This window comes from Desulfosporosinus hippei DSM 8344 (genome assembly GCF_900100785.1).
Taxonomy (GTDB): domain Bacteria; phylum Bacillota; class Desulfitobacteriia; order Desulfitobacteriales; family Desulfitobacteriaceae; genus Desulfosporosinus; species Desulfosporosinus hippei.
This window is the reverse complement of sequence record NZ_FNCP01000012.1, coordinates 99,659-121,122: the sequence shown is the minus strand read 5'-3', so window position 1 is coordinate 121,122 and position 21,464 is coordinate 99,659. Positions and strand designations below refer to the sequence as shown.

Genomic DNA, 21,464 nt, shown 5'->3' with positions numbered 1-21,464 from the left:
TGTAAGCAGAATTTTGGGGCTCAGGTATGGCTAGGCAGGATCTTTGGCGTGTTAGGAAGGAAGCTTGTCCCAGCAGAAGTGAACGAATCACGCTGAGAGGCGGTAATGCCCTCAAAGCATCATCTGATGGTGCCGCAGAAGCTGCATAAAGGCCTACTCTGAAAAATACCCCAAAACACGCTTAAGAATAGTAGACCTAAAAGACAGGGTGGCTTCGATCCACAGAAGTGAACCCATTGCATGGAGAGGCGGTAAGGTCCACAAAGCTGGCGCGGGAAGCGGAGCCACGGGTTCACCTCAGGTATTACCCGGAGGTTTGGCGTAGCCCCGCGCCGGCGAGTGGGCGAGCCTCGGAGTGCTGGGTGTGCGGATGTGGGCGAAGCAGCCCGACCCGAGCGACCCGTTTTCTTCATCTAATGCATTTCTGGCCAAAGCTTTGTGCCTATAACATATTAATTTCAGTCCTACCCCCCTTGAATATCATTATGAAGTGAGTTGGTGTTGCTGATGGATCAAGACGAACTTAAAAAGCAAGAAGCCAAGTGTACTCAGGAAAACCCTCCGGCCTGCACGGCAGGCTGCCCTATTCATGTAGACGTTCGGAAATTAATGTTGGATATTCAAAAGCAAGACTGGAAAAGTGCCTTAGCAACCCTCCAAAAGAAACAGCCCTTTCCCGGAATCATCGGCCGAATTTGTGATCATCCCTGTGAAGCTGTCTGCTTACGCCAAGACGTAGGAGAGGCTGTTGCAATCTCAGACCTAGAACGGTATTGCGTGCAAAATCACTCCGCAAAAATCAAGATGGGAATAGTTCCCCCTAAAAGCCAGATCGTTGCTATCGTTGGTTCAGGCCTGAGAGGCCTGACGGCAGCCTATGACTTAGCTAAAAAAGGATATAAAGTTAGCCTGTTTGAGAAAACTGACCGCTTGGGCGGATATCTCCGGAGTTTCCCGAAGGATCAATTACCTCCCGAGGTCATCGTCGAGGAATTAGCCGTATTGAGCAGGCTCAACGTTCAGATACATCTAAACACAGCCATAACATCTCAGGATTTAACTAAACTTCAAGGAGAATTTAATGTCTTGTATCTGGGGCTTGCCGAAAATTCGCCGGAGATGACAGAGCTCTTAGGTGAGCAGTTGCAGATCAACCCCTTCACCTGTGCAACTCTCCTGCCCGGAATATTTGGCGGGTCTTATGCAGGTAATAATTCTCTCATTAATTCAGTTGCAGACGGCCGGAAGGCTGCCGTTTCCATGGATCGCTATTTGCAGGGCGTCTCCTTGACTGCTTCTCGAGAAGGAGAAGGGGCTTATGAGACCCAATTGTACGTTAATACTCAAGGAATAACTCCTTTGTCCCAGGTGCCAATGAGTGACAGCTTCCAAGGGTATACCCAGGAGGAAGCGCTTCAAGAAGCAGGCAGGTGTCTGGACTGTCAATGTCTGGAATGTGTCAAAGCTTGCAAATATATGCAAGAATATGGAAGTTACCCCAAAAAGTATTTGAGGCAAATCTATAATAATGATACCATCGTCATGGGAATGCGCCATGGGAACAAAATGATCAATTCCTGCAGTCTCTGTGGCCAGTGCGCAGAAATATGTCCTCAGGGGCTGGATCTGGGGGTAACCTGTAAAGCAACCCGGGAAAGCATGGTGAGCAAAGGGAAAATGCCTTCCTCGGCTCATGATTTCGCTCTGAGGGATATGGCTTTCAACAACAGCGCGGAATTCACTCTAACCAGACATCAACCCGGCCACACTTCCAGTAAGTATGTCTTTTTTCCCGGCTGTCAATTAAGTGGTTCTTCGCCGGAACGAGTTAAACAGGTTTATGCCTATTTAACTGACAAGCTTTCCGGAGGAGTCGCTCTTCTGCTGCGTTGCTGCAACGCTCCGGCAGATTGGGCGGGAGATCAAGAATTGTTTCAAAACAGTTTAAAGGATTTAGTGCATGAATGGGAGTCATTAGGCAAACCGCAAATCATTGTCGCCTGCTCTACCTGTCACAGCATATTCCGGGAAAGGTTTCCGGAGGTGGTATCCTTATGGGAGCTGATGGCGGACTTGGGTTTGCCTGAGCAGGGAGTCTGCCCCACCGGGGTTAAACTGGCTGTTCAAGACCCTTGTACTACGAGAAATGAGCCAAACCTCCAAGCTGCCGTACGCCAAATCTTACAGGAGCTGGGGTGTGAGATTGAAGAATTACCCTACAGCAAAGAACGAACCAAGTGTTGTGGCTTCGGAGGACTGACATCCTTTGCTAATCCGAACTTAGGGAAGAAAATTGTTGAAGATCGAATCCAGGAAAGCTCTACGGACTATGTGGCCTACTGCGCTATGTGCCGGGATAATTTCGCCTCCCAGGGCAAACGAACGGTTCATCTCTTAGATTTGATGTTCGCTACTAACTTTGAAGAGGCGGCACTTAGACCCAGGGTTGGTTTATCATATCGCCACGAAAATCGAGCAAAACTCAAAAGAACCTTGTTAGACTCACTGTGGAAAGAAGTTCTGCCGAAAAAGGATGTGGCCTATTTGCAGATTAAACTCCAGTTAGATGAAAGAGTCCTGGGGATTATGGAAGAACGACGGATATTAATTGAAGATATTCAACGGGTCATAGAACTGGCCGAAGGGACGGGAAGAAAGTTTGTTAACCCTGACAATGGTCACAGCTTAGCCTGTTTCCGGCCTGTTAAAGTGACCTATTGGGTTGAATATCAAGAACAGGAGCAAGGCTTTGTGGTACTCAATGTGTATAGCCACCGCATGGAAATTGTGGAGGAAGGATCATGAATAACAATCAAAAACAAACTTCTAAAACCCCTTGGAAGTGTGGAAAATGTGGTGGAGAACTCCAGAGAGGGGCGGTCAAGGCCTCCTATTTGGGTAACGATTTTGTCGTAGAAGAGTTAAAATGCCTCAGTTGTGGTCTGGTGTTAATTACTGAAGATCTGGCTTTAGGGAAAATGTTTGAAGTAGAACAAAGCCTTGAAGATAAATAAGGGGGGAGCAGGATGACCGTCGACGCTTTTCGTATGTTTCAATTAGCCACCCAGGGATTCTGCTGCAGCCAAATCATGGTTATCTTAGGATTAGATGAACAAGGTCAGGAAAACCCAGACTTAATTAGAGCCATGCAGGGGTTGTGCGGAGGGATAGGCAGATCAGGAAAAACCTGCGGAGCACTTACCGGTGGAGTGTGTGTGCTTGGCTTAAAGACGGGGAAGGGAACACCCCAGGAATTCGGACACCCTAAATTTAACCGGATGATCAATGATTTGCTGGAGTGGTTTGAAGAGGTTCATGGCAGTATCGATTGTGACGGGATCTTAGATCACTCTCTGGGCGAGGGTAATGAGTACCCTGTGCAATGCGGCAATATAGTTTCAACCACCTTCAGTAAGGTTAATGAGATTTTGGCAGCCTATGCAGAAGAGCCAGAAATGTCGGATGAGGAATAAACAGTGAATAATAATGACCAAGGAATTTTTAAACTATATGAGAGTGACCTCTTGCGCCAGAGTACAGGGGATACCCTGAGACCGGGTGGTTTTTATTTAACGGATCTGGGAGTTCGAAGCTGCGATTTCCCACCGGGGGCGCGGGTTTTAGATGTGGGCTGCGGCAGCGGCGCAACAGTTGATCGTTTGGTTTCCCTGTATGGACTTCAGGCTCTAGGACTGGATCCCTCAGCACTGCTTCTGGAAAGTGGCCTCAAGCAGAATCCCAATTTGAACCTGATTCAAGGACTGGGGGAAGACTTGCCTTTTCCTGCTCAGGAAATGGATGGAGTATTTGCCGAGTGTGCTTTGTCTGTTATGGAAGACCTGGATCAAGTTCTTAAGGAAATTTTCAGAGTTCTTAATCCGGGCGGGTGGTTAGTTATCAATGACGTTTATGCCCGAAATCCCGAAGGGCTTCAAGCTCTGCAAGAGCTTAGGCTAGACTCCTGTATTCGCCGGGCCCTGCCAAAAGAGTCCTTAATTAATAAACTCACCCAACAGGGTTTTCACCTTGTTAATTGGAAGGATCATACCAACTTGTTGACCCAGCTAACCGTCGATTTAATCATGACTCATGGCTCCATGAACAATTTTTGGCTTAAGACATCAGTCTGCTCATGTTCTAACCCGGATTCGGGTTCAGGTTCAGTAGATCCGATCCTTGTTCAAGGGGCTCTTAAGCAAGCCAAGATGGGATATTTCCAACTGATTGCCCAAAAGGATGCTACTTCAGTTAGAAAGGGATAGCAGATGGAAACAAGAGACGAATGTTTGATATCCACAACCGAAAGCTTCACTGAGAGTTTATGTCCGGAATGTTTGCAGAGAATTCCGGCTCAACGGGTAGTTCAGGAGGATGCCGTTTATATGGTCAAGCATTGCCCTGAACATGGAGACTATCAAACTCTGCTTTGGAGAGGGAGTCCTCAATGGGAGTCCTGGCTCAGGCCAACCATTCCGACTCCTCCTATAGAGTGCTTTACCCAGGTAGAGAGAGGTTGCCCCTTTGATTGCGGTTTATGCCGGGAGCACTATAAGACAACCTGCACAGCTTTGCTGGAGATTACTCAGCGCTGCAACTTAAACTGCCGGGTTTGTTTTGCCAATGCGGGTACGGAGTTGGATGAACCATCCTTAGCGGTCATAGAGGGGTGGTATAAGAAGGTTCTTGCTGCCAGCGGTCCGGTTAATATCCAGTTGTCCGGCGGCGAACCAACCCTTAGAGATGACCTGCCGGAAATTGTGGAACTGGGAAGAGGATTAGGCTTTAACTTTATTCAGCTAAACACCAATGGCTTGCGTCTGGCTGAAGATCCTGTCCTGGTAAGCCGATTGAAGAAGGCTGGCCTTAGCTCCGTGTTCTTGCAATTTGACGGTACGGAAGATTCCATTTATCAGACAATCAGAGGCCGCAAGCTTTTAGGGCTCAAAGCCAAAGCCATCGAGAACTGCGCTCAACAGGAGATGGGGGTGGTCTTAGTACCCACCTTGATCCCAGGGATTAATACTCACAATATCGGAGGAATCCTCAAGTTTGCCTTAGAGAAACATCCCGCTGTCAGAGGGGTGCACTTTCAACCGGTCAGTTATTTCGGAAGGATTCTCAAGGAACCCCTGGACTCAGACAGGATCACCCTCCCCGAAGTCATTCAAGCTATCGAGGAACAGACGGATGGACTAATCAAGGTCGGCAATCTGAAACCCCATAATGGTCGCTGCTCTTTTAGCGGTAATTTTATCAGACAGAGGGATGGATCTCTAAAACCCATTGTCAACAATTCCTGTTGTAATGGGCCGGAGCGGGCAGATGAACTGGCTCGAAAAACCCGGACTTTTGTAGCTCGGCAATGGTCAGGGGCAGAAACCTTAAAGATTCAGCCCCTAAGCACCCAGCCCTCCAACTCCTGGGACAATCTAATTCAACAACTGAAAATCTATGCCTTTTCCATCAGTGGTATGGCCTTTCAGGATGTCTGGAATCTGGATATTGAACGCCTAAAAAATTGTTGTATCCATGTGGTCAGCCCTGAGGGCAAGTTAATTCCTTTTTGCGCTTACAACCTTACAGATAAATTCGGGCACTCAATTTACCGGAGGGAGAGATAGGTTTGGCTATGGCAACCACCTCTCTGGAGCCTTGGATCAGCGGCAAAATCAACGGAGATTCTGCGAAAAACTTAACCAGAACCCAAATTGAGAACTATCAGTTGCAGAAGCTGCAGGAGACTCTTCTTTGGGCTGTCAGTAACAGCAAGTTTTATAAACAGTTATATTCCGGCCTGGCTTGTGAGATGGGCACACTTAAGGACTTATTACAGTTGCCCTTTACCACCCCTGAAGATTTAAGACAGAATCCTCTGGATTTCCTCTGTGTCTCTCAAAATGAGATCAACAGAATCGTGACTTTACAGAGTTCGGGCACAACCGGCAAACCCAAACGCTTGTTTTTTACTGAGGCAGATCAGGAATTAACCATCGATTTCTTTCATCATGGTATGTTAACCCTGGTAAAGCCCGGGGACAGAGTCTTGATAATGCTGCCTGGAGGTACCCCGGGCAGCGTCGGAGATTTGCTGCGCTTAGGTTTAGATAGAGCGGGTATAACAGGGATTGTTCATGGTCTGGTCAGCAATCTGGAGTCAACTTTAGAGCAGATTCAAGAGAATAAGATCAATGCTTTAGTAGGAATTCCTACTCAAGTCCTGAGCTTGGCCCGTTTTAAAGATTCCCAAGGACGCCCAGTCCCTTTGAGCTTGAGTAGGGTTTTGTTAAGTACGGATTACGTACCCCTAGCTATAGCGCAAGAACTGGAAAAGACATGGGGTTGCAAAGTATTTAATCACTACGGAATGACTGAGATGGGACTGGGAGGAGGCCTAGAATGTGAAGGCTTCTGCGGTTACCATCTCAGGGAAGCGGATCTCTATCTCGAAATCATCGATCCCCGCTCCGGGCTGCCTGTCGAGGAGGGACAGCGAGGAGAGATCGTCTTAACCACTTTGACTCGGAGGGGGATGCCTTTGATCCGCTATCGAACAGGTGATTTGTCCAGATTTATCCCAGAACCTTGCGTTTGCGGGACGGTATTAAAGAGACTGGAACTGCTGAAGTCCAGAGAGCGGGTTTACCTGACCGAGACGGAGTGCCTTACTATGGCGGACTTTGACGAGGTCTTGTTTGCTTTGCCTAAGGTTATGGATTTTGAAGTAACTCTTACAAAGGGGGGAGTGGGAAAGGAAAGCTATTTACAGCTCAGAGTTCAGTTGAAGGGTTCCTTTTCCTTGGCAACCCAGAATGATCTTAGTGACACCTTAGACAAAATCTCTGCCATCAGGAATGCCAGACAGCTGGGTCAACTGAAGGTAATGCTTTTGCTCATCTCCAGCACAGAACTAATTGTTCGAAAAAGCACAGCTAAACGACAAATTCTGGACAAGAGAGGGAGTGACTAGTTGTTAACAGCAATCATAGTTGCCGCCGGCTACTCTTTTCGCATGAAACACTTCAAACCCCTTTTATCTTTAGGCGAGGGCACAGTCTTAGAAAAAGCTGTGGAAAGCTTCTTAAAGGGCGGGATAAGGGATATTCGCGTGGTAGTGGGGCATCGAGCCAACGAAATGTATCCTATTTTAGAGAAACTGGAAGTTCAGACAATTGTCAACCCGAATTTTTCCGAGGGTATGTTCTCTTCAGTGACGGCCGGAGTTAAAAGCTTGTCACCGGAGGTGCAAGGATTTTTTCTGCTACCCGTCGATAATCCAATCATCAGGCCGGACAGTATCAAGAAGCTGCAGAGTACCTTCTTGACCACAAGATTCGGTATTATCTACCCAACTTATCAAGGCACTAGGGGGCACCCTCCTCTAATTTCCTGCCGCTATGGGAAAGAAGTAATGTCTTGGGATAAACCGGGGGGAATGAAGGCTTTCTTAGAACAATATGAACAGGACGCTTTGGAGGTCGAGGTGGAAGACCCCGGAATTCTGCTGGATATGGACACGCCGGAAGACTATCTAGAAATGCTGAACTATTGCGGGCATTCCCAGATACCTTCGGAAAAAGAGTGTTACGCTATCCTGAAAAGTTCTAACACTTCTCCACAGGTGGTAAATCATTGCCAGCAGGTAGCACAGGTAAGTAGTGTCCTGGGAAGTTATTTAGTTAGGTGTGGATGCCCGTTGAACTTGGAACTTATCAAGGCAGCCGCTCTGCTGCATGACTTAGCCAAAGGGGAAGCCGACCATGCCTGTGTGGGTGCCAAAATGCTTTGCAAATATCCGCAAGTGGCTCAAATTGTCGCCGAACACATGGATATATATTTGGGATCAACTGACCAATCTTTAACTGAAACGGAAATCGTCTATTTGGCAGATAAACTTGTCCAAGAGGATCAAATTATTTCACTCCAGGCTAGATTCTCCGGACTCTTGGAAAAGTACAAGAACAATGTTGAGGTGTCCAGTAAGATTATCCTCAGACTTAGCAACGCAGAAAAAATCCAGGGCAAAATTGAAGAGATCGTTAAGATGCCATTGCCGGACATATGGAAAGTTGAGCTAGGAGGAAAGGGCTAATGGATAAGGAAATAATTCTTGGCCTTAAAAAGGCCATCGCAGAAACAATGGAAGCAGCACTGATTACAGTAACCAACGTATTAGGCTCAACTCCCCGTAAGCCAGGAGCAAAAATGTTGGTTTTTGCTGATGGAACAACCCTAGGAACCATTGGCGGCGGATGTGGGGAAGCAGAGGGAAGAACAGAAGCTCTTAATGTTATCGCTGCTCATACCTCGAAGATACACTACCTTAATATGACTGCAGACCTGGCCTCAGATGAGGGTATGGTTTGTGGAGGGATTATGGGATTATTCATTGATTATCTCGGTCCCTATAGTCCGGAGGAACACCTGGAAATCATGCAGGAGTATTTGACTGACTTAGAAAAGGCTAAACCTGTTCTTGTCACTGTTATAGAGGCCCATAATCAGAAATTAGTAGGAAAAAAAATAGTCATCCTAGACAATGGAGAGATCAAAGGGGATCTAGGCTCAGAAGAGTTAACTCGAATTGCTTTGGAAAATGCCAAAATCGGGGCTAAACGCTGTCAGCCGGTTTTGGTGAGTTTGGACTTGGAACTTGAGCCCTGCGATACTTCAGTTAAGAAACCAGCCTATCGTTTTTTGGTGGAGTCGCCCCAGACGGTGGTGCAGCTGTTAATTCTAGGTGCGGGACATATTGCCCTCCCCCTGGCGGCCATGGCTAAGATGGTAGGGTATGAGGTTACAGTGGTAGACGATCGCTTATCCTTTGCCAATGCTTACCGATTTCCAACGGCTGATAGGATTCTGTGCGATGAGTTTGAACTTGCTATAGATAAGATAACCATCAATCCCCAAACTTTTGTGGTGATTATTACCCGCGGACATCGCTATGACAAGCTCTGTCTTCGTAAAGTCGTCAATCAGCCAGCTTCTTATATCGGCATGATTGGCAGTCGTAAAAGGGTGAAAGCCTTGCTTGCCGAACTCGAGGAGGAGGGAATTTCCAGAGAAGAGCTGCAAAAGCTGTATTCCCCCATCGGCCTTAAAATCGGGGCGGAAACCCCTGAAGAAATTGCCGTAAGCATTCTCGGCGAGCTCATAAAAGTTCAAAGGGAGTTGGATCAAAGGTAAGGTGAATTGAAATGAGCATAAAGAATCATGAGTAAAAAATTTATTTATTTACTTAGGCACGGGGATATCGGCCTTAGTAAAGAGAAACGCTATATTAGTCAAACGGACTTGCCCCTAAGTGTCCTTGGCCTGCAGCAAGCAAGCATATTACAGGAGAAGTTAAGTCGGGTACCCTTCGATAGCATATACTGCAGCGATTTAGCGAGAGCACAACAAACTGCCGATATAATTGGGTTGGTTCATCAAATAAAACCCATAGTTCGCCGGGAATTACGGGAAATAAGGATGGGGGATTGGGAGGGGCAGCTCTTCTCGGAGATCAGAACTAAGTATCCTAAGGAATTTCGAGAACGTGGAGAAGATATCACCAATTACTCGCCGCCACGGGGGGAAAGTTTCTCTGATTGTTACCAAAGAGTGATTCCTGTCCTGAAAAACCTGCCAAAATCCAACGAAACGACCATCGCAATTGTTGGGCATGCAGGTGTAAATAGAGTAATATTGTGCCATGTACTGGGTATGCCCTTAGAAAACCTCTTTCGTTTTGAGCAAAGTTACGGATGTGTTAATCTAATCAGCAAAGAGGGTTCAGAATATCGCTTGAACTATTTAAACTATATGCTGTCACCTGAATCTCTCTAAAGATTATTAAAGGGGCACGAAAGCTGGACCGCCTCTCACACACGGGTAAAGGGGTAGATCCTTTAACACAATTATTGTGTTAAAGGATCTACCCCCTTTACATGCCGTGCTAAATATTAACACCCAGATCTTTCATCTTCCGATAGAGAGTATTTCTCCCGATGCCAAGGAGCTTAGCGGCTGGAGCTATCTTCCCGTTAGTTTGGTTAAGGGCGTAAAGAATAGCCTGTTTAGTTTGTTGATTAAGCAGGGGTTCGGGTTCGGCTTCGGCTTTGGTTACTGATTTGTTTTTCCCGGACTGCCGAATTTCATCCGGTAAATCTTCAACGGTTAGAACGGGACCTTCTGCTAAAGCAACCATGCTTTCAATACAATTCTCTAATTCTCGGACATTACCAGGCCAGGAATGGGAGGATAGATATGAAAAGACTTCTTCTTGGATTCCCAGCAGCGGAAGTTCCAGGGAATTACATGTTTTGTCAATAAAATAACGAACTAAGTCAGGAATATCCTCTGTACGTTCCCGGAGGGGAGGTAATTCTAAAGTAATGACTTTAAGGCGATAGTATAAATCTAAGCGGAATTTTTCCTCAGTTACTAGGGCGGAGAGATCCTTATGAGTAGCAGCAATGACACGAACATCTATTTTTAAAGCTTTTGTATCCCCAATCCGAGAAACTTCCTTTTCTTGAAGCACTCGAAGAAGTGCTACTTGAACATTCAAGGGCATATCTCCAATTTCATCAAGGAATATTGTCCCGTTATTAGCTAATTCAAATTTGCCGGGCTTTCCACCACGGCGTGCTCCCGTGAAAGCACCATCAACATAACCAAACAATTCACTTTCTATAAGTGTGGCAGGAAGTGAGGCGCAATTCAAGGCGACAAAGGGTCCTTCGCTTCGAGAGCTGAGTTGATGGATTGTACGGGAAATTATTTCCTTACCTGTTCCACTCTCTCCATTAATAAGCACAGAAGAGCGGGTGGAAGCAATTTTAGAAACTCGTGCCAGCATTCGTTGCGATAGAACGCTATTCCCAATCCACATTGTATTAGATAGAGAAGTTGCTTTAGAGATGTTTAGAGTTCCTACGGCACCCAATGTTTTTCCGGAGTTATTGACAACTTGATTTAGGTGAGAGGTAATTTCTTTACCTGAACGATCTTTTAAATGGAGATTCAATGAGTGTCCATTTAACATCCATCCTTTTGGAGTGCTAAAAACATCTCCTGCGTGTTGTCCTATGATTTCTTCTTGTCTGCGGCCAAGCAATCCTGCCCCGTAAGCATTGATGTTAGTTATGATGCCATTGTGGTCAATGGCCAGAAATCCTTGTTGTAACAATGAAGAAGCTAACTTCGAACCTTCTTGGTAAAACTTCAATTGGTTTTCCAACTCAAAAAGTCGTAAGTTTTTCTCGATCATACTTGCGCCCATCATAGCGATGTTCAATATCTTTTGGCGATCCGGATTAGCTTCGCCGCTTATATCTATAACTCCAAGGGGGATACCTTGACTGTTTTGGATTGGGGCAGCCCAACAGGCCAAAAAATGATTATCGTGAACGAAGTGCTCCCACCCAAAAACCGATATGGGAGAATTGTCTCGTAAGGCAGTTCCAATGGCATTAGTCCCTCGAATTTCTTCACGCCAGCTGGCTCCGGGACTTAAATTAACTTTTTGAGCCTTGCTCATAAAGTGCGTGTCTCCAACGGCTTCAATAATGTAACCATCATTATCACCCAACAAAACCGTATAATTTGTGCTTCCCAATAAATTAAATATATAAGGCAAAACAGGCTCACTAGCTCGGATCAAGGATTCTTGAGAGTCACGGCGCTCGCTGAGGCGGGATGTTGTCAGAATGTCCTGGTTAGAAACTAGCGTGTGATCTACATGATAATCTAAGCTTCTCTGCCAAGATCGATAAATGGTAGGAGTTACTTCCGACTCAACACTTTCGCCTTTAATAAAACGCTTCCACTGATTATCCATGACTCTTTTTGCCTCCCTCTCTCGGAATATTGTCCTTACAATTGACAGAATAACATATCTGTTTTAATCAAACAACAAGATTAGAGAAAACAACTTTCGACAAGTGTTCAATAATGGAACATAACTTGCACACAAAATGCACGGATGCGGAGCAAATAGTAATAACTGAAGTTTTAAATAAAATTTGTGTAATTTTATATCAATTAAATGTTGTTTGGTTTAGTTTGATTTAGTTTAATATAGTTAGTTTTTAATTGGAACAATTCGATGTATTAGAATATTTGTTTTTATTTAAAAGTTTTTAACATATGGCACATTAATTGCTATATAATTATGATTAAGATCCCATAGTGGACGGGTAGTTTATAAGATTCAACCATCTGGGGATGTAAAGAAGAAGAATAAAATTTACGAGGAGGAAGATTCATGGGTGGGTATATCGGAAAAATATTACGTGTTAATCTCACGGAAGGAAAAATCAGTACTGAACCTTTAAACATGGAACTTGCAAAGAAGTATTTAAGTGGACGTGGTCTTGCCGGGAAAATGTTTACAGATGAGGTAGCTTCAGACGTTGATGCCCTTTCTCCTGAGAACAAGATATTTATTGCTGCCGGTGCTCTTACAGGAACCAATGCTCCAACTTCAGGTCGTTATGTAGTAGTGACAAAGTCTCCCTTAAATGGTGTAGTGGCCTCTTCAAACTCAGGAGGACAATGGGGCGCTCATATGAAATTTGCCGGTTATGATATGGTCATCTTAGAAGGCAAGGCTGACCGGCCCGTTTATCTAAGCATTCATGATGATGTAGTAGAGATTAAGGATGCGGCTCACGTTTGGGGCAAAGATGTCTATGCCACAACTGATACCTTAAAAAAGGAATTTGGAGATGACAAGGTTAAAGTCTTATCCATAGGTCCTGCCGGTGAGAACCTTTCATTAATATCTGCTGTCATGAACGATCTTTACAGAGCTGCAGGACGCAGTGGCGTTGGTGCTGTTATGGGTTCCAAAAATGTTAAGGCAATTTTGGTTCGTGGAACGGGTAAAGTAGAAAATGCCAATCCGGATGTAATGAAAACTGTCTTAAGCTCAGCCTTGGGCAAACTTAGAGAAAATGGTGTAACAGGTCAAGGACTTCCCACTTATGGAACGGCAGTTCTTGTTAATATTATCAATGAAAGTGGTATTTATCCGGTTAAGAACTTCCAGGAATCCTATGATTCTGAGGCGGATTTAATCAGTGGTGAAACCATGACTGCAAATCATTTGATTAAAAAAGACCCTTGCTATCGCTGTCCCATTGCCTGTGGACGTTATAGCAAATGGGAGGGCGGCGAAGGTGCCGGTCCGGAGTACGAAACAGTGTGGGTATTCGGTTCGAACTCAGGTATTCACGACTTTGATGCAATTCATAAAGCCAATGATTTGTGTAACAAATTAGGTTTAGACACAATTTCCGTTGGAGCTACAATTGCTGCCGGTATGGAATTAGTGCAGAGAGGCTATATTAAGCCTGAAGAACTTGATGGTACACCCCTTGAGTTCGGCAATGCTGCGGGAATGGTTGAGTGGGTTCGCAAAATTGGCTATGCTGAAGGCTTAGGGGCTAAAATGGCTTTAGGTTCTTATCGTTTAGCTGAAAGCTATGGTGCTCCTGAACTGTCCATGACTGTCAAAAAGTTAGAAATTCCAGCCTATGATCCAAGGGGAGTACAAGGTCAGGGACTTCAATTTGCTACCAGTAATCGTGGGGGCTGTCATGTTCGTGGGTATATGATTTCTCCGGAAATTTTAGGATTACCAGAGAAGCTTGACCGTACTTCATTAGAGGGAAAAGCAACTTGGGTTAAGATATTCCAAGACCTTACAGCTGTTATCGACTCCCTGGGACTATGTTTATTCTCCTCCTTTGCCTTAGGTCTTTCGGATTATGCTGCCCTTGTAAATGCAGTGACAGGTGCCAATTATACAGATGAAGAACTCTTAGCTTGTGGAGAACGAATCTGGAATAATGAACGCTTGCATAATTTGCGCGTCGGATACTCTGCTGCTGAGGACACCCTCCCGAAACGTTTAATACAAGACCCAATTGTAGATGGTCCTTCCAAAGGCCAAGTCCTCAAATTGGCAGAGCTTCTGCCTAAGTACTACGCTGAGCGTGGCTGGGACGAAGCAGGTGTGCCTACCCCTGAGTGCCTGACAAAACTAGGAATGTAATCTAATGCAGTTGGACAGTTAGTACTTACTCTTTAAAATTCAGATTGGATTTTAAAGGGTACTTGATAAAATGCTTAATTAAGAAAGAAAATGTTAAAGGGGGGGACTCTATTAAGGGTCTCCCCTTCTAGTACCATGGTATAATAGTCTAGGAATGCCTAATAATTAAACCATTACTATTAAAACGGAGGGGGTAGTTGGAGTGCGTGTAACGGTTAAACTATTTGCCACATTTCGAGATGGCCGTTTTAAGGTTGAAGAGCGTGAACTTCAGGAAGAAAGCAAAGTTTTAAATATTCTCGAACCGTTAAACATTAAACCTGAGGAAGTAGCTATTTGTCTCGTTAATGGACGAGATGTAAATGCCCAGCACCTTCTAAAGGATGGAGATACTATTGCCCTTTTTCCACCTGTCGGAGGGGGCTAAACATGCTGGAAGGTCGTTATGTACGTAATCAAGAAACTTTAACGGATCAGGATCAGAACAAGCTGCTAGCTTCCTCTGTGGCAATAGTAGGGTGTGGAGGGCTTGGCGGTTATATAGCTGAGGAACTTGCCCGAATCGGGGTCAGGCGATTAGTGCTGATAGATGGAGACCGTCTGGAAGTCAGTAATCTTAATCGGCAGATTATGGCAACGGAAGCATCTATTGGGCAGTGGAAGGTAGAGGCTGCCCGGGATAGATTGCAGAGGGTAAATTCTGAGGTTAAAGTTGAGATTATTAAAGAGTGGTTTGCAGAGGAGAGAGGAACAGATTTCTTTTCCGAAGTCGACTTGGTCTTTGATGCTCTTGACTCTTTAGCTACAAGAGTTGTATTAGAACGAGTTTGTCACCAGCTTAAGCTACCTTTGGTTTTTGCCAGTATTGCCGGATGGTATGGTCAAATTGGAGTGAGTTTACCCGGTGATTTTAGCGTTTTGCGTTTATACGGTCATGGGGATCGGGGAGTAGAGAGTAAATGGGGGAATCCGGCTTTTACTCCTGCCGTCTTAGCAAGCCTGAGTGTTGCAGAAGGGGTAAAACTATTGATTGGTCGTATACCTGCCTTGCGCCGGGCCTGGCTGCAAGTGGATTTATTAACTATGGAATTTGAGCGTTTTGAATTGCCTAGTTTTGAGTCTATATAAATGGTTGAGAATAATGTTATTGGAGATTAATCGCCAAAACATTAAAGATAATCACAAAAACCAGAAAAACCAGAATACGAAAATAAGTCGCTGAAAGGTGTAATTAGAGCATGGGAAGTAGTAGTGAATTATTTAAAGTTCATACATTATCTGAAGCGATCGACTCTTTAAAGCCATATGTTCTTTCCTTTTATGAGCGGGTGGAGCAGATACCCTTAGAGGAATCTTTGGGGCGTATTCTTACCAAGGATATTCCGGCGACATGCGCTGTGCCTAATTTCCGTAAATCTACGATGGACGGGATGGCTGTACGGGCGGCAGATACTTTTGGAGCCAGCGAAAGTATGCCGGCTTTGCTGGAGTGTCTTGGTGAGATAAGAATGGGTGAGGCTCCTACGAAATCTTTAGCAAAAGGAGAAGGAATACTAATACCCACAGGGGGAATGCTGCCTGAGGGAGCAGATTCTGTGGTTATGGTTGAACGCCTTGAACATTTTGGAGAAACACTTTATGGTGTGACAAAAGCCGTTGCCCCGGGGGAGAATCTTATTGAGATTGGGGAAGATTTTACTGAAGGGGAAGTATTATTATCAAGGTTCACAAAAATACGAGCTCAGGAGATGGGGCTTTTAGCATCTCTGGGGATGAACGATGTTCCTGTCTGGCCCCGGTTTCAGGTTGGAATCCTTTCCACTGGGGATGAAATTATTCCTCCGGAACAAAAACCTCTTCCCGGTCAGTCAAGAGATATTAACGGCTACACCTTGCTTGGGCAGGCCTTAGCAAGTGGTGCGGATGCTCGCCATTATGGCATTGTCAAAGATAATCTTGAAGAGCTACGTTTAGTACTGGCCCAGATGTTGAAGGAAAATGATATTGTTTTGCTCTCAGGCGGGAGTTCCGTTGGACTGCGAGATTTATCAGCTCAACTTATCAGCGAATTAGGAGAGCCGGGGCTGCTTTTCCATGGCTTGGCCTTAAGGCCGGGCAAGCCAACAATTGGTGGTGTAGTAGATGGGAAATTAATCTTCGGACTTCCCGGGCACCCCGCCTCAGCAATGGTGGTTTTTGATGCACTGGTTCGTCCTTGGATAGACGGATCAGCCATAAATCCACAAGTCGATCCTCTGCCTCAAGGAGTTTTATCCCAAAACCTATATTCGGGAAGCGGACGTGAAGAGTATGTAAGAGTTAAGCTGGTACCCCATACCGAAGGTTGGCAAGTTGAGCCGGTTCGCGGAAAATCGGGGTTAATACGCACGATGGTATTAGCTGATGCCATAGTACATATAGGATTAGACACAGAAGGTATCGAAGCAGGGAAAGAGGTCTCTTTCCGGCTTTTGCGTTAAAAAATATCTGCTATAAGGGGAGGCTTAATAAGGTGGAACGCCAAATATATCTTGAAAATACAACTTGGCAGGATGGACTCAAGCTGATGATGGACAAGCTTGCAGTGCGTTGTATTCCAAAAAACGAATTTATCGATGTGCGCTCAGCATTGCATAGAATTACAGGGGCAATTGTTCGGGCTAAAAAGAGTTCGCCTCATTTTGCGGCTTCAGCCATGGATGGTTATGCTCTTAGGGCTAGGGATACTCATGGAATCTCTGAGAGAGAGCCCCGTTGGTTAAAGCTGGGAGTGCAAGCCATTCAAGTAGATACAGGAGACCCGCTTCCGGAGGGAATGGATGCCGTCGTCATGCTGGAAGATGTTTTGGAATTGGGTGAGCAAGGAATTCTGCTCCAAGCTCCTATTGTACCTTGGAATCATGTGCGGCCTGTGGGAGAAGACATGGTTGAAGGGGAGGTGCTTTTGCCCATTCACCACCGCATTAGGCCTCAAGATCAAGGGGCATTACTGGCGGCGGGAGTGTTAGAGGTGGAAGTACGACGTAAACCCCGAGTTGGCATTTTACCAACAGGGGATGAAATACGTCCCGTGGAGGCAAACCTTCAGGTAGGAGATATTGTCGACAGTAATTCCACAGTGCTGGCTTCCCTTGTTGAAGAATGGGGCGGATCAGCAACCATATGGCCGATTACGCCGGATAAACCGGAATTGCTGGAAGCAGCGATTCTAGAAATGGCAGCATCACAAGATATTTTAGTCATCATTGCCGGATCATCCCAAGGGCGGGATGACTATACATCGAGTTTAGTTAGTAAGCATGGGAATCTTTATCTTCATGGAGTAGCTATTAAACCGGGAAAGCCAGTGGTCTTAGGTGAAGTTCAAGATAAGCCAACGATTGGAATCCCGGGATATCCAGTTTCCGCTTATTTGACCGCCCACTTGTTCTTAGAACCATGGGTAAAGCATTATCAAGGCTTAAGTAAAGATTCCCAGACTAGTCTGGACGCGGTAATCAGTAAAAAAGTATTTTCTTCATTGGGTAGTGAAGAGTTCGTTCGGGTCAAAGTTGGAAAAGTCGGAGAGCGTTGGGTTGCCGCCCCTTTAAGCCGAGGAGCCGGTGTGACCATGAGTCTAGTACGAGCTGATGGGATTTTGCGAGTACCACGCTTACAAGAAGGCTTTCATGAGGGTGAAACAGTTCCTATTGAGCTGCTGCGTCCGGTTTCAGAGTTAGAAGAAACCCTTGTTTGCATTGGATCTCATGATCTTACCCTAGACGTTTTAAGCAGCCATATGAAAGCCAGAGGCGGCTTCGGGGGGATTGCATCGGCACATGTAGGGAGTCTGGCCGGGATCCTGTCCTTGCGCAAAGAGGAAGCTCATTTTGCCGGTATCCACTTACTCGATCCTGAGACAGGGGAGTATAATCATGCCTACTTAAAACGTTTCTTACCGGGAAGAGATATGGCTTTAATGAACTTGGTTTATAGGACTCAAGTGCTTATCGTACCCAAAGGAAACCCTCTAAATATAAAGACCCTGGCGGATTTTACTAAGCCCGGTGTTCGATTTGTTAATCGGCAGGGGGGATCCGGAACTCGAGTGCTGTTTGACTACTTGCTCCAGCAGCAAGGACTAAGCAAGGAGCAAATTTTAGGGTATGAGCGAGAAGAATTTACCCATTTAGCCGTTGCTATCGCAGTAGCCTCGGGTGCCGCTGATGTGGGCCTGGGTATTCAAAGCGCCGCGGAAGCCTTGGGTTTAGACTATATTTTCGTTGGAGAAGAACGGTATGACTTGGCAATTCCTCGTGAGTATCTTGAGGAACCGCGCATGAAGGCCATGATTTCCGTGATTCAAAGCAAAGAATTCCAAGACGAAGTGTTGGCCTTGGGCGGATATGATGTGAGAGAGACAGGAGTTTTTTACATTTAACAGTTAATTTGCAGTTAGTAAATTTTATATTTTAGAGCGACAAATGCTTTTAGTGTTTGTCGTTTTTTTATTTGACGGGTAAATATCTAAGAATTAAGTGTTCAAATATGGTGCTTTTCTCAAAACAAGTGTGCCAAAGTAGAGCAATAAATAATTAATTAAAATTATAATGAGTCTTTAAATTATTTGAAAAATAAAGAATATAGCCTACAAACAGGCACTCGGAATTGATAAATCAAATATTTCAGACTTTTGGCATGAGTCTTGCAATATAAATTAAACATTAACGGCGATAACATATTTCAGAGAAACACGGAAGAATGAATAGGAGGAAACGAATATGTCAAATTATCAAGTGTACGGGTATTTTATGCCAACAGTTAACCTTATGGGTGCAGGAGCAGCCCAAGAAACCGGTAAACAAGCGAAACTATTAGGCGGAAAAAGTGTACTATTGGTAACCGATGCTTATCTCGAAAAAATTGGTATGGCTCAAGAAATTGCTGACATCATTGCCAAAGAAGGCCTTAAAGTTACTATATATGGGGGCGCAGAACCGAATCCGACGGATAAAAACGTACATGATGGATTAGAGATTTTCAATAAAGAAGAATGTGATCTAATTGTTTCCGTAGGTGGAGGATCTGCCCATGATTGTGCCAAAGGAATCGGACTGGTTGCAGGTAATGGTGGAAGAATTAACGACTATGAAGGCGTTGATCAATCCCCGAAACCGATGGCTCCAATGATCGCTATCAACACTACCGCAGGTACAGCTGCAGAAATGACAAGATTCTGTATTATCACAGATGTTGCTCGACATATAAAAATGGCCATTGTTGACTGGCATGTTACTCCAAACGTGTCGATTAATGATCCTTTACTAATGATGAAACAACCACCTAGCTTAACCGCTGCTACCGGAATGGACGCTCTGACTCATGCTGTTGAGGCCTATGTATCCACAGCCGCAACACCGGTTACAGATTCAGCTGCTCTGATGACCTTTAAATTAATCAGTAAATATTTACGCCGTGCAGTTGCCAACGGTGATGACTTCCAAGCTCGTGAACAAATGGCTTATGCCCAATTCCTAGCAGGTATGGCTTTCAATAATGCCAGCCTCGGCTATGTCCATGCAATGGCTCATCAATTAGGAGGATTCTATAATCTGCCTCATGGGGTATGTAACGCAATTCTTCTTCCTCATGTTTCACGCTTTAACATGATTGGTAATATGGAGCGTTATGGGGAGATTGCTGAAGCAATGGGTGAAAACATTACAGGGCTTTCTGCGAGAGATGCAGCAGAAAAATGCTTTAGCGCAATCAGTACCTTATCTCAAGATGTTGGAATCCCTACCGGATTGTCTGCCCTAAATGTTAAAGAAGAAGACTTTGAACTGATGGCTGGTAATGCTAAGTTAGATGCATGTCAAGCTACTAATCCTCGCACAGCGACTCTTGAACAAGTAATTCAAATTTATAAAGATGCTATGTAATTTAGGCATTGTCTAGAGTAAGGTAATAAAACGCCAGAAAGCTCGCTTGGGATTTTTTACTCCCTGCGAGCTTTTTTAATATATCAGAATGTATAAGTAAAGGGGCACCAGAGGGTACCCCTTTACTTGGCATCAGTGGATAGAACCAATAGCTGAACTATCATTGGACGAGCTGATCGATTATTTTCCGAATGAGCAGTGGGGATAGGTGCAAATCGGGCATTCAAGGCAAAGTCCGCCACTACCAAGTTTTACAATATCGTGGCGTGTCAGTCTTTCACCGGTGAGAATTCGGGGAGCAATTAAATCAAAGGCAGTAGTCTTAGCATACATAACGCACCCGGGTAAGCCCATAATAGGAACATTTCCAATATAGGCTAACAAAAACATGGCACCGGGTAATACCGGGGCTCCATAGGTAACGAGTTCAGCCCCCATTTCTTTGATTGCTGTGGGAGTGACGTCATCAGGATCTACGGACATTCCGCCGCTGACTAAGATCATTTCGGCACCCAGTGCCAACTGATCTTGGATACTGCTTTGGATCATTGCAACATCATCATTGGCAAATTTTTGATCAAGGATAGTTGATCCCCAGTTTTCAACTTTAGAACGTAGTACGGGGCCAAATTTATCTTTAATTCGCCCATGAAAGACTTCACTTCCGGTTATAATAAGTCCTACCTTAAAAGGCTTAAGGGGCCGCACTTCAAGAATGGGAGATGAGAAAGCCTTAACAGTTTCTTCGGCCTCCAGGATTATTTTTTCTTCAATCATTAAAGGAACAACACGAGTTCCGGCAATTTTGTCATCCTTTTTGACCGGATAATGGTTGTGACGAGTAGAGAGAATAACCCCTTCTAAAGTATTCAGAGCTAAAACCCCTTCTTCCGAAGAGTAAAGCAGTCCGTCGTAGGCAGCGGTAAGTGTGATTTTCCCTTCTTTAGGTTCATCAAGGATAAGTCCGGAACCGGCTACTGCCTGAGCAAGTCTCTCGGCGGCCTCGTTCTCGTGAATCAGGCCTGGCTTTTGATCCCAAACGTAAATATGCTCTTTACCCATGCTTAGCAGAACGGGAATATCCTCTTCACGGATAACATGACCTTTGCGGAACCTGGGGCCCTTAACGACACCCGGGATAATTTGAGTCATGTCATGAATGAGGGTTGCACCAACAGAATCTCGAACTTTAATTTTTTCCATGGGGATAGCCTCCAATACTTATATAAGTGAAATTGTCACGTCTGTATAGCTTAAAAAGATAAGGAGCAGCGAATTCCCTGTACATAATATACTTGTATACATGATGGTATCGCATTCTCAGCGGGAGGTCAAGCTTGTTAAGCCAGGTGATATCTTCCAAGGTTGAATGTGGGCGTGTTGTGGGGACGGTCCTTTTAACACACTATAGTGTGTTAAAAGAACCGTCCCCACAACACCCCCGTCCCCTGCGAGAGAAGATTCGCCTTAAGTATGTTATACTGATATAATCTGAGTAT

18 protein-coding genes are annotated in these 21,464 nt (G+C 45.0%); 16 read left to right on the top strand and 2 right to left on the bottom strand.

The features are described 5' to 3' along the window. Positions 1-26: 26 nt before the first annotated feature. From BLS16_RS24590 to cobC, 10 genes are all read left to right on the top strand, one after another. Positions 27-149 (top strand): hypothetical protein, encoded by a 123-nt coding sequence (locus tag BLS16_RS24590; RefSeq protein ID WP_282433737.1) that lies wholly within the window; start codon positions 27-29, stop codon positions 147-149. A gap of 358 nt (positions 150-507) precedes the next feature. Continuing rightward, positions 508-2,805 (top strand): pyridine nucleotide-disulfide oxidoreductase/dicluster-binding protein, encoded by a 2,298-nt coding sequence (locus BLS16_RS12015; protein WP_092333563.1) that lies wholly within the window; start codon positions 508-510, stop codon positions 2,803-2,805. Next, the gene (locus tag BLS16_RS12010; protein ID WP_092333520.1) at positions 2,802-3,014 is read left to right on the top strand and encodes a DVU_1557 family redox protein; all 213 of its coding nucleotides are present in this window, start codon (positions 2,802-2,804) and stop codon (positions 3,012-3,014) included. Before BLS16_RS12015 ends, BLS16_RS12010 begins: the two co-directional genes overlap by 4 nt. A gap of 12 nt (positions 3,015-3,026) precedes the next feature. Continuing rightward, entirely contained in the window at positions 3,027-3,473 is a 447-nt protein-coding gene (locus BLS16_RS12005; protein ID WP_092333518.1) for a DVU_1555 family C-GCAxxG-C-C protein, read from the top strand. A 3-nt stretch (positions 3,474-3,476) separates the two neighbouring features. After that, positions 3,477-4,262, top strand: coding sequence for a DVU_1556 family methyltransferase (gene trsM, locus BLS16_RS12000; RefSeq protein ID WP_176786141.1), 786 nt, complete (start codon positions 3,477-3,479; stop codon positions 4,260-4,262). A 3-nt stretch (positions 4,263-4,265) separates the two neighbouring features. After that, positions 4,266-5,621: a radical SAM (seleno)protein TrsS gene (gene trsS / locus BLS16_RS11995; protein WP_092333516.1), complete on the top strand. Its 1,356-nt coding sequence runs from the start codon at positions 4,266-4,268 to the stop codon at positions 5,619-5,621. A 2-nt stretch (positions 5,622-5,623) separates the two neighbouring features. Then, on the top strand, positions 5,624-6,967 hold the full coding sequence (locus BLS16_RS11990) for a DVU_1553 family AMP-dependent CoA ligase (RefSeq protein WP_092333514.1): 1,344 nt from the start codon (positions 5,624-5,626) through the stop codon (positions 6,965-6,967). Beyond that, positions 6,968-8,089: a DVU_1551 family NTP transferase gene (locus BLS16_RS11985; RefSeq protein ID WP_092333512.1), complete on the top strand. Its 1,122-nt coding sequence runs from the start codon at positions 6,968-6,970 to the stop codon at positions 8,087-8,089. Continuing rightward, positions 8,089-9,186, top strand: a complete 1,098-nt coding sequence (locus tag BLS16_RS11980) for an XdhC family protein (RefSeq protein WP_092333510.1) — start codon at positions 8,089-8,091, stop codon at positions 9,184-9,186. Before BLS16_RS11985 ends, BLS16_RS11980 begins: the two co-directional genes overlap by 1 nt. A gap of 27 nt (positions 9,187-9,213) precedes the next feature. Then, positions 9,214-9,828: an alpha-ribazole phosphatase gene (gene cobC, locus BLS16_RS11975; RefSeq protein WP_092333508.1), complete on the top strand. Its 615-nt coding sequence runs from the start codon at positions 9,214-9,216 to the stop codon at positions 9,826-9,828. 109 nt (positions 9,829-9,937) lie between these two features. Here cobC and BLS16_RS11970 read toward each other — a convergent pair whose 3' ends face one another. Continuing rightward, a complete protein-coding gene (locus BLS16_RS11970) occupies positions 9,938-11,824 on the bottom strand; it encodes a sigma-54-dependent Fis family transcriptional regulator (protein WP_092333506.1) in 1,887 nt (628 codons plus the stop codon). A 426-nt stretch (positions 11,825-12,250) separates the two neighbouring features. Between BLS16_RS11970 and BLS16_RS11965 the strand changes: the two genes are divergently transcribed. From BLS16_RS11965 to BLS16_RS11940, 6 genes are all read left to right on the top strand, one after another. Further along, on the top strand, positions 12,251-14,044 hold the full coding sequence (locus tag BLS16_RS11965) for an aldehyde ferredoxin oxidoreductase family protein (protein ID WP_092333504.1): 1,794 nt from the start codon (positions 12,251-12,253) through the stop codon (positions 14,042-14,044). A gap of 202 nt (positions 14,045-14,246) precedes the next feature. Then, entirely contained in the window at positions 14,247-14,471 is a 225-nt protein-coding gene (locus BLS16_RS11960) for a MoaD/ThiS family protein (RefSeq protein ID WP_092333502.1), read from the top strand. A 2-nt stretch (positions 14,472-14,473) separates the two neighbouring features. Continuing rightward, on the top strand, positions 14,474-15,172 hold the full coding sequence (locus BLS16_RS11955; protein WP_092333500.1) for a HesA/MoeB/ThiF family protein: 699 nt from the start codon (positions 14,474-14,476) through the stop codon (positions 15,170-15,172). A 110-nt stretch (positions 15,173-15,282) separates the two neighbouring features. Further along, complete coding sequence (locus tag BLS16_RS11950; RefSeq protein WP_092333498.1) at positions 15,283-16,524, top strand: molybdopterin molybdotransferase MoeA; 1,242 nt, start codon at positions 15,283-15,285, stop codon at positions 16,522-16,524. A gap of 32 nt (positions 16,525-16,556) precedes the next feature. Next, a complete protein-coding gene (locus BLS16_RS11945) occupies positions 16,557-18,464 on the top strand; it encodes a molybdopterin biosynthesis protein (protein ID WP_092333496.1) in 1,908 nt (635 codons plus the stop codon). Positions 18,465-18,804: 340 nt separating this feature from the next. Further along, positions 18,805-19,965, top strand: a complete 1,161-nt coding sequence (locus BLS16_RS11940) for an iron-containing alcohol dehydrogenase (RefSeq protein ID WP_092333494.1) — start codon at positions 18,805-18,807, stop codon at positions 19,963-19,965. Between the two features lie 180 nt (positions 19,966-20,145). Here the strand turns inward: BLS16_RS11940 and BLS16_RS11935 are convergent, their stop codons facing one another. Continuing rightward, positions 20,146-21,168 carry a molybdopterin-binding protein gene (locus BLS16_RS11935; RefSeq protein WP_092333492.1) on the bottom strand — a complete coding sequence of 341 codons (1,023 nt, stop codon included), beginning with the start codon at positions 21,166-21,168 and terminating at the stop codon, positions 20,146-20,148. Between the last annotated feature and the right edge of the window lie 296 nt (positions 21,169-21,464).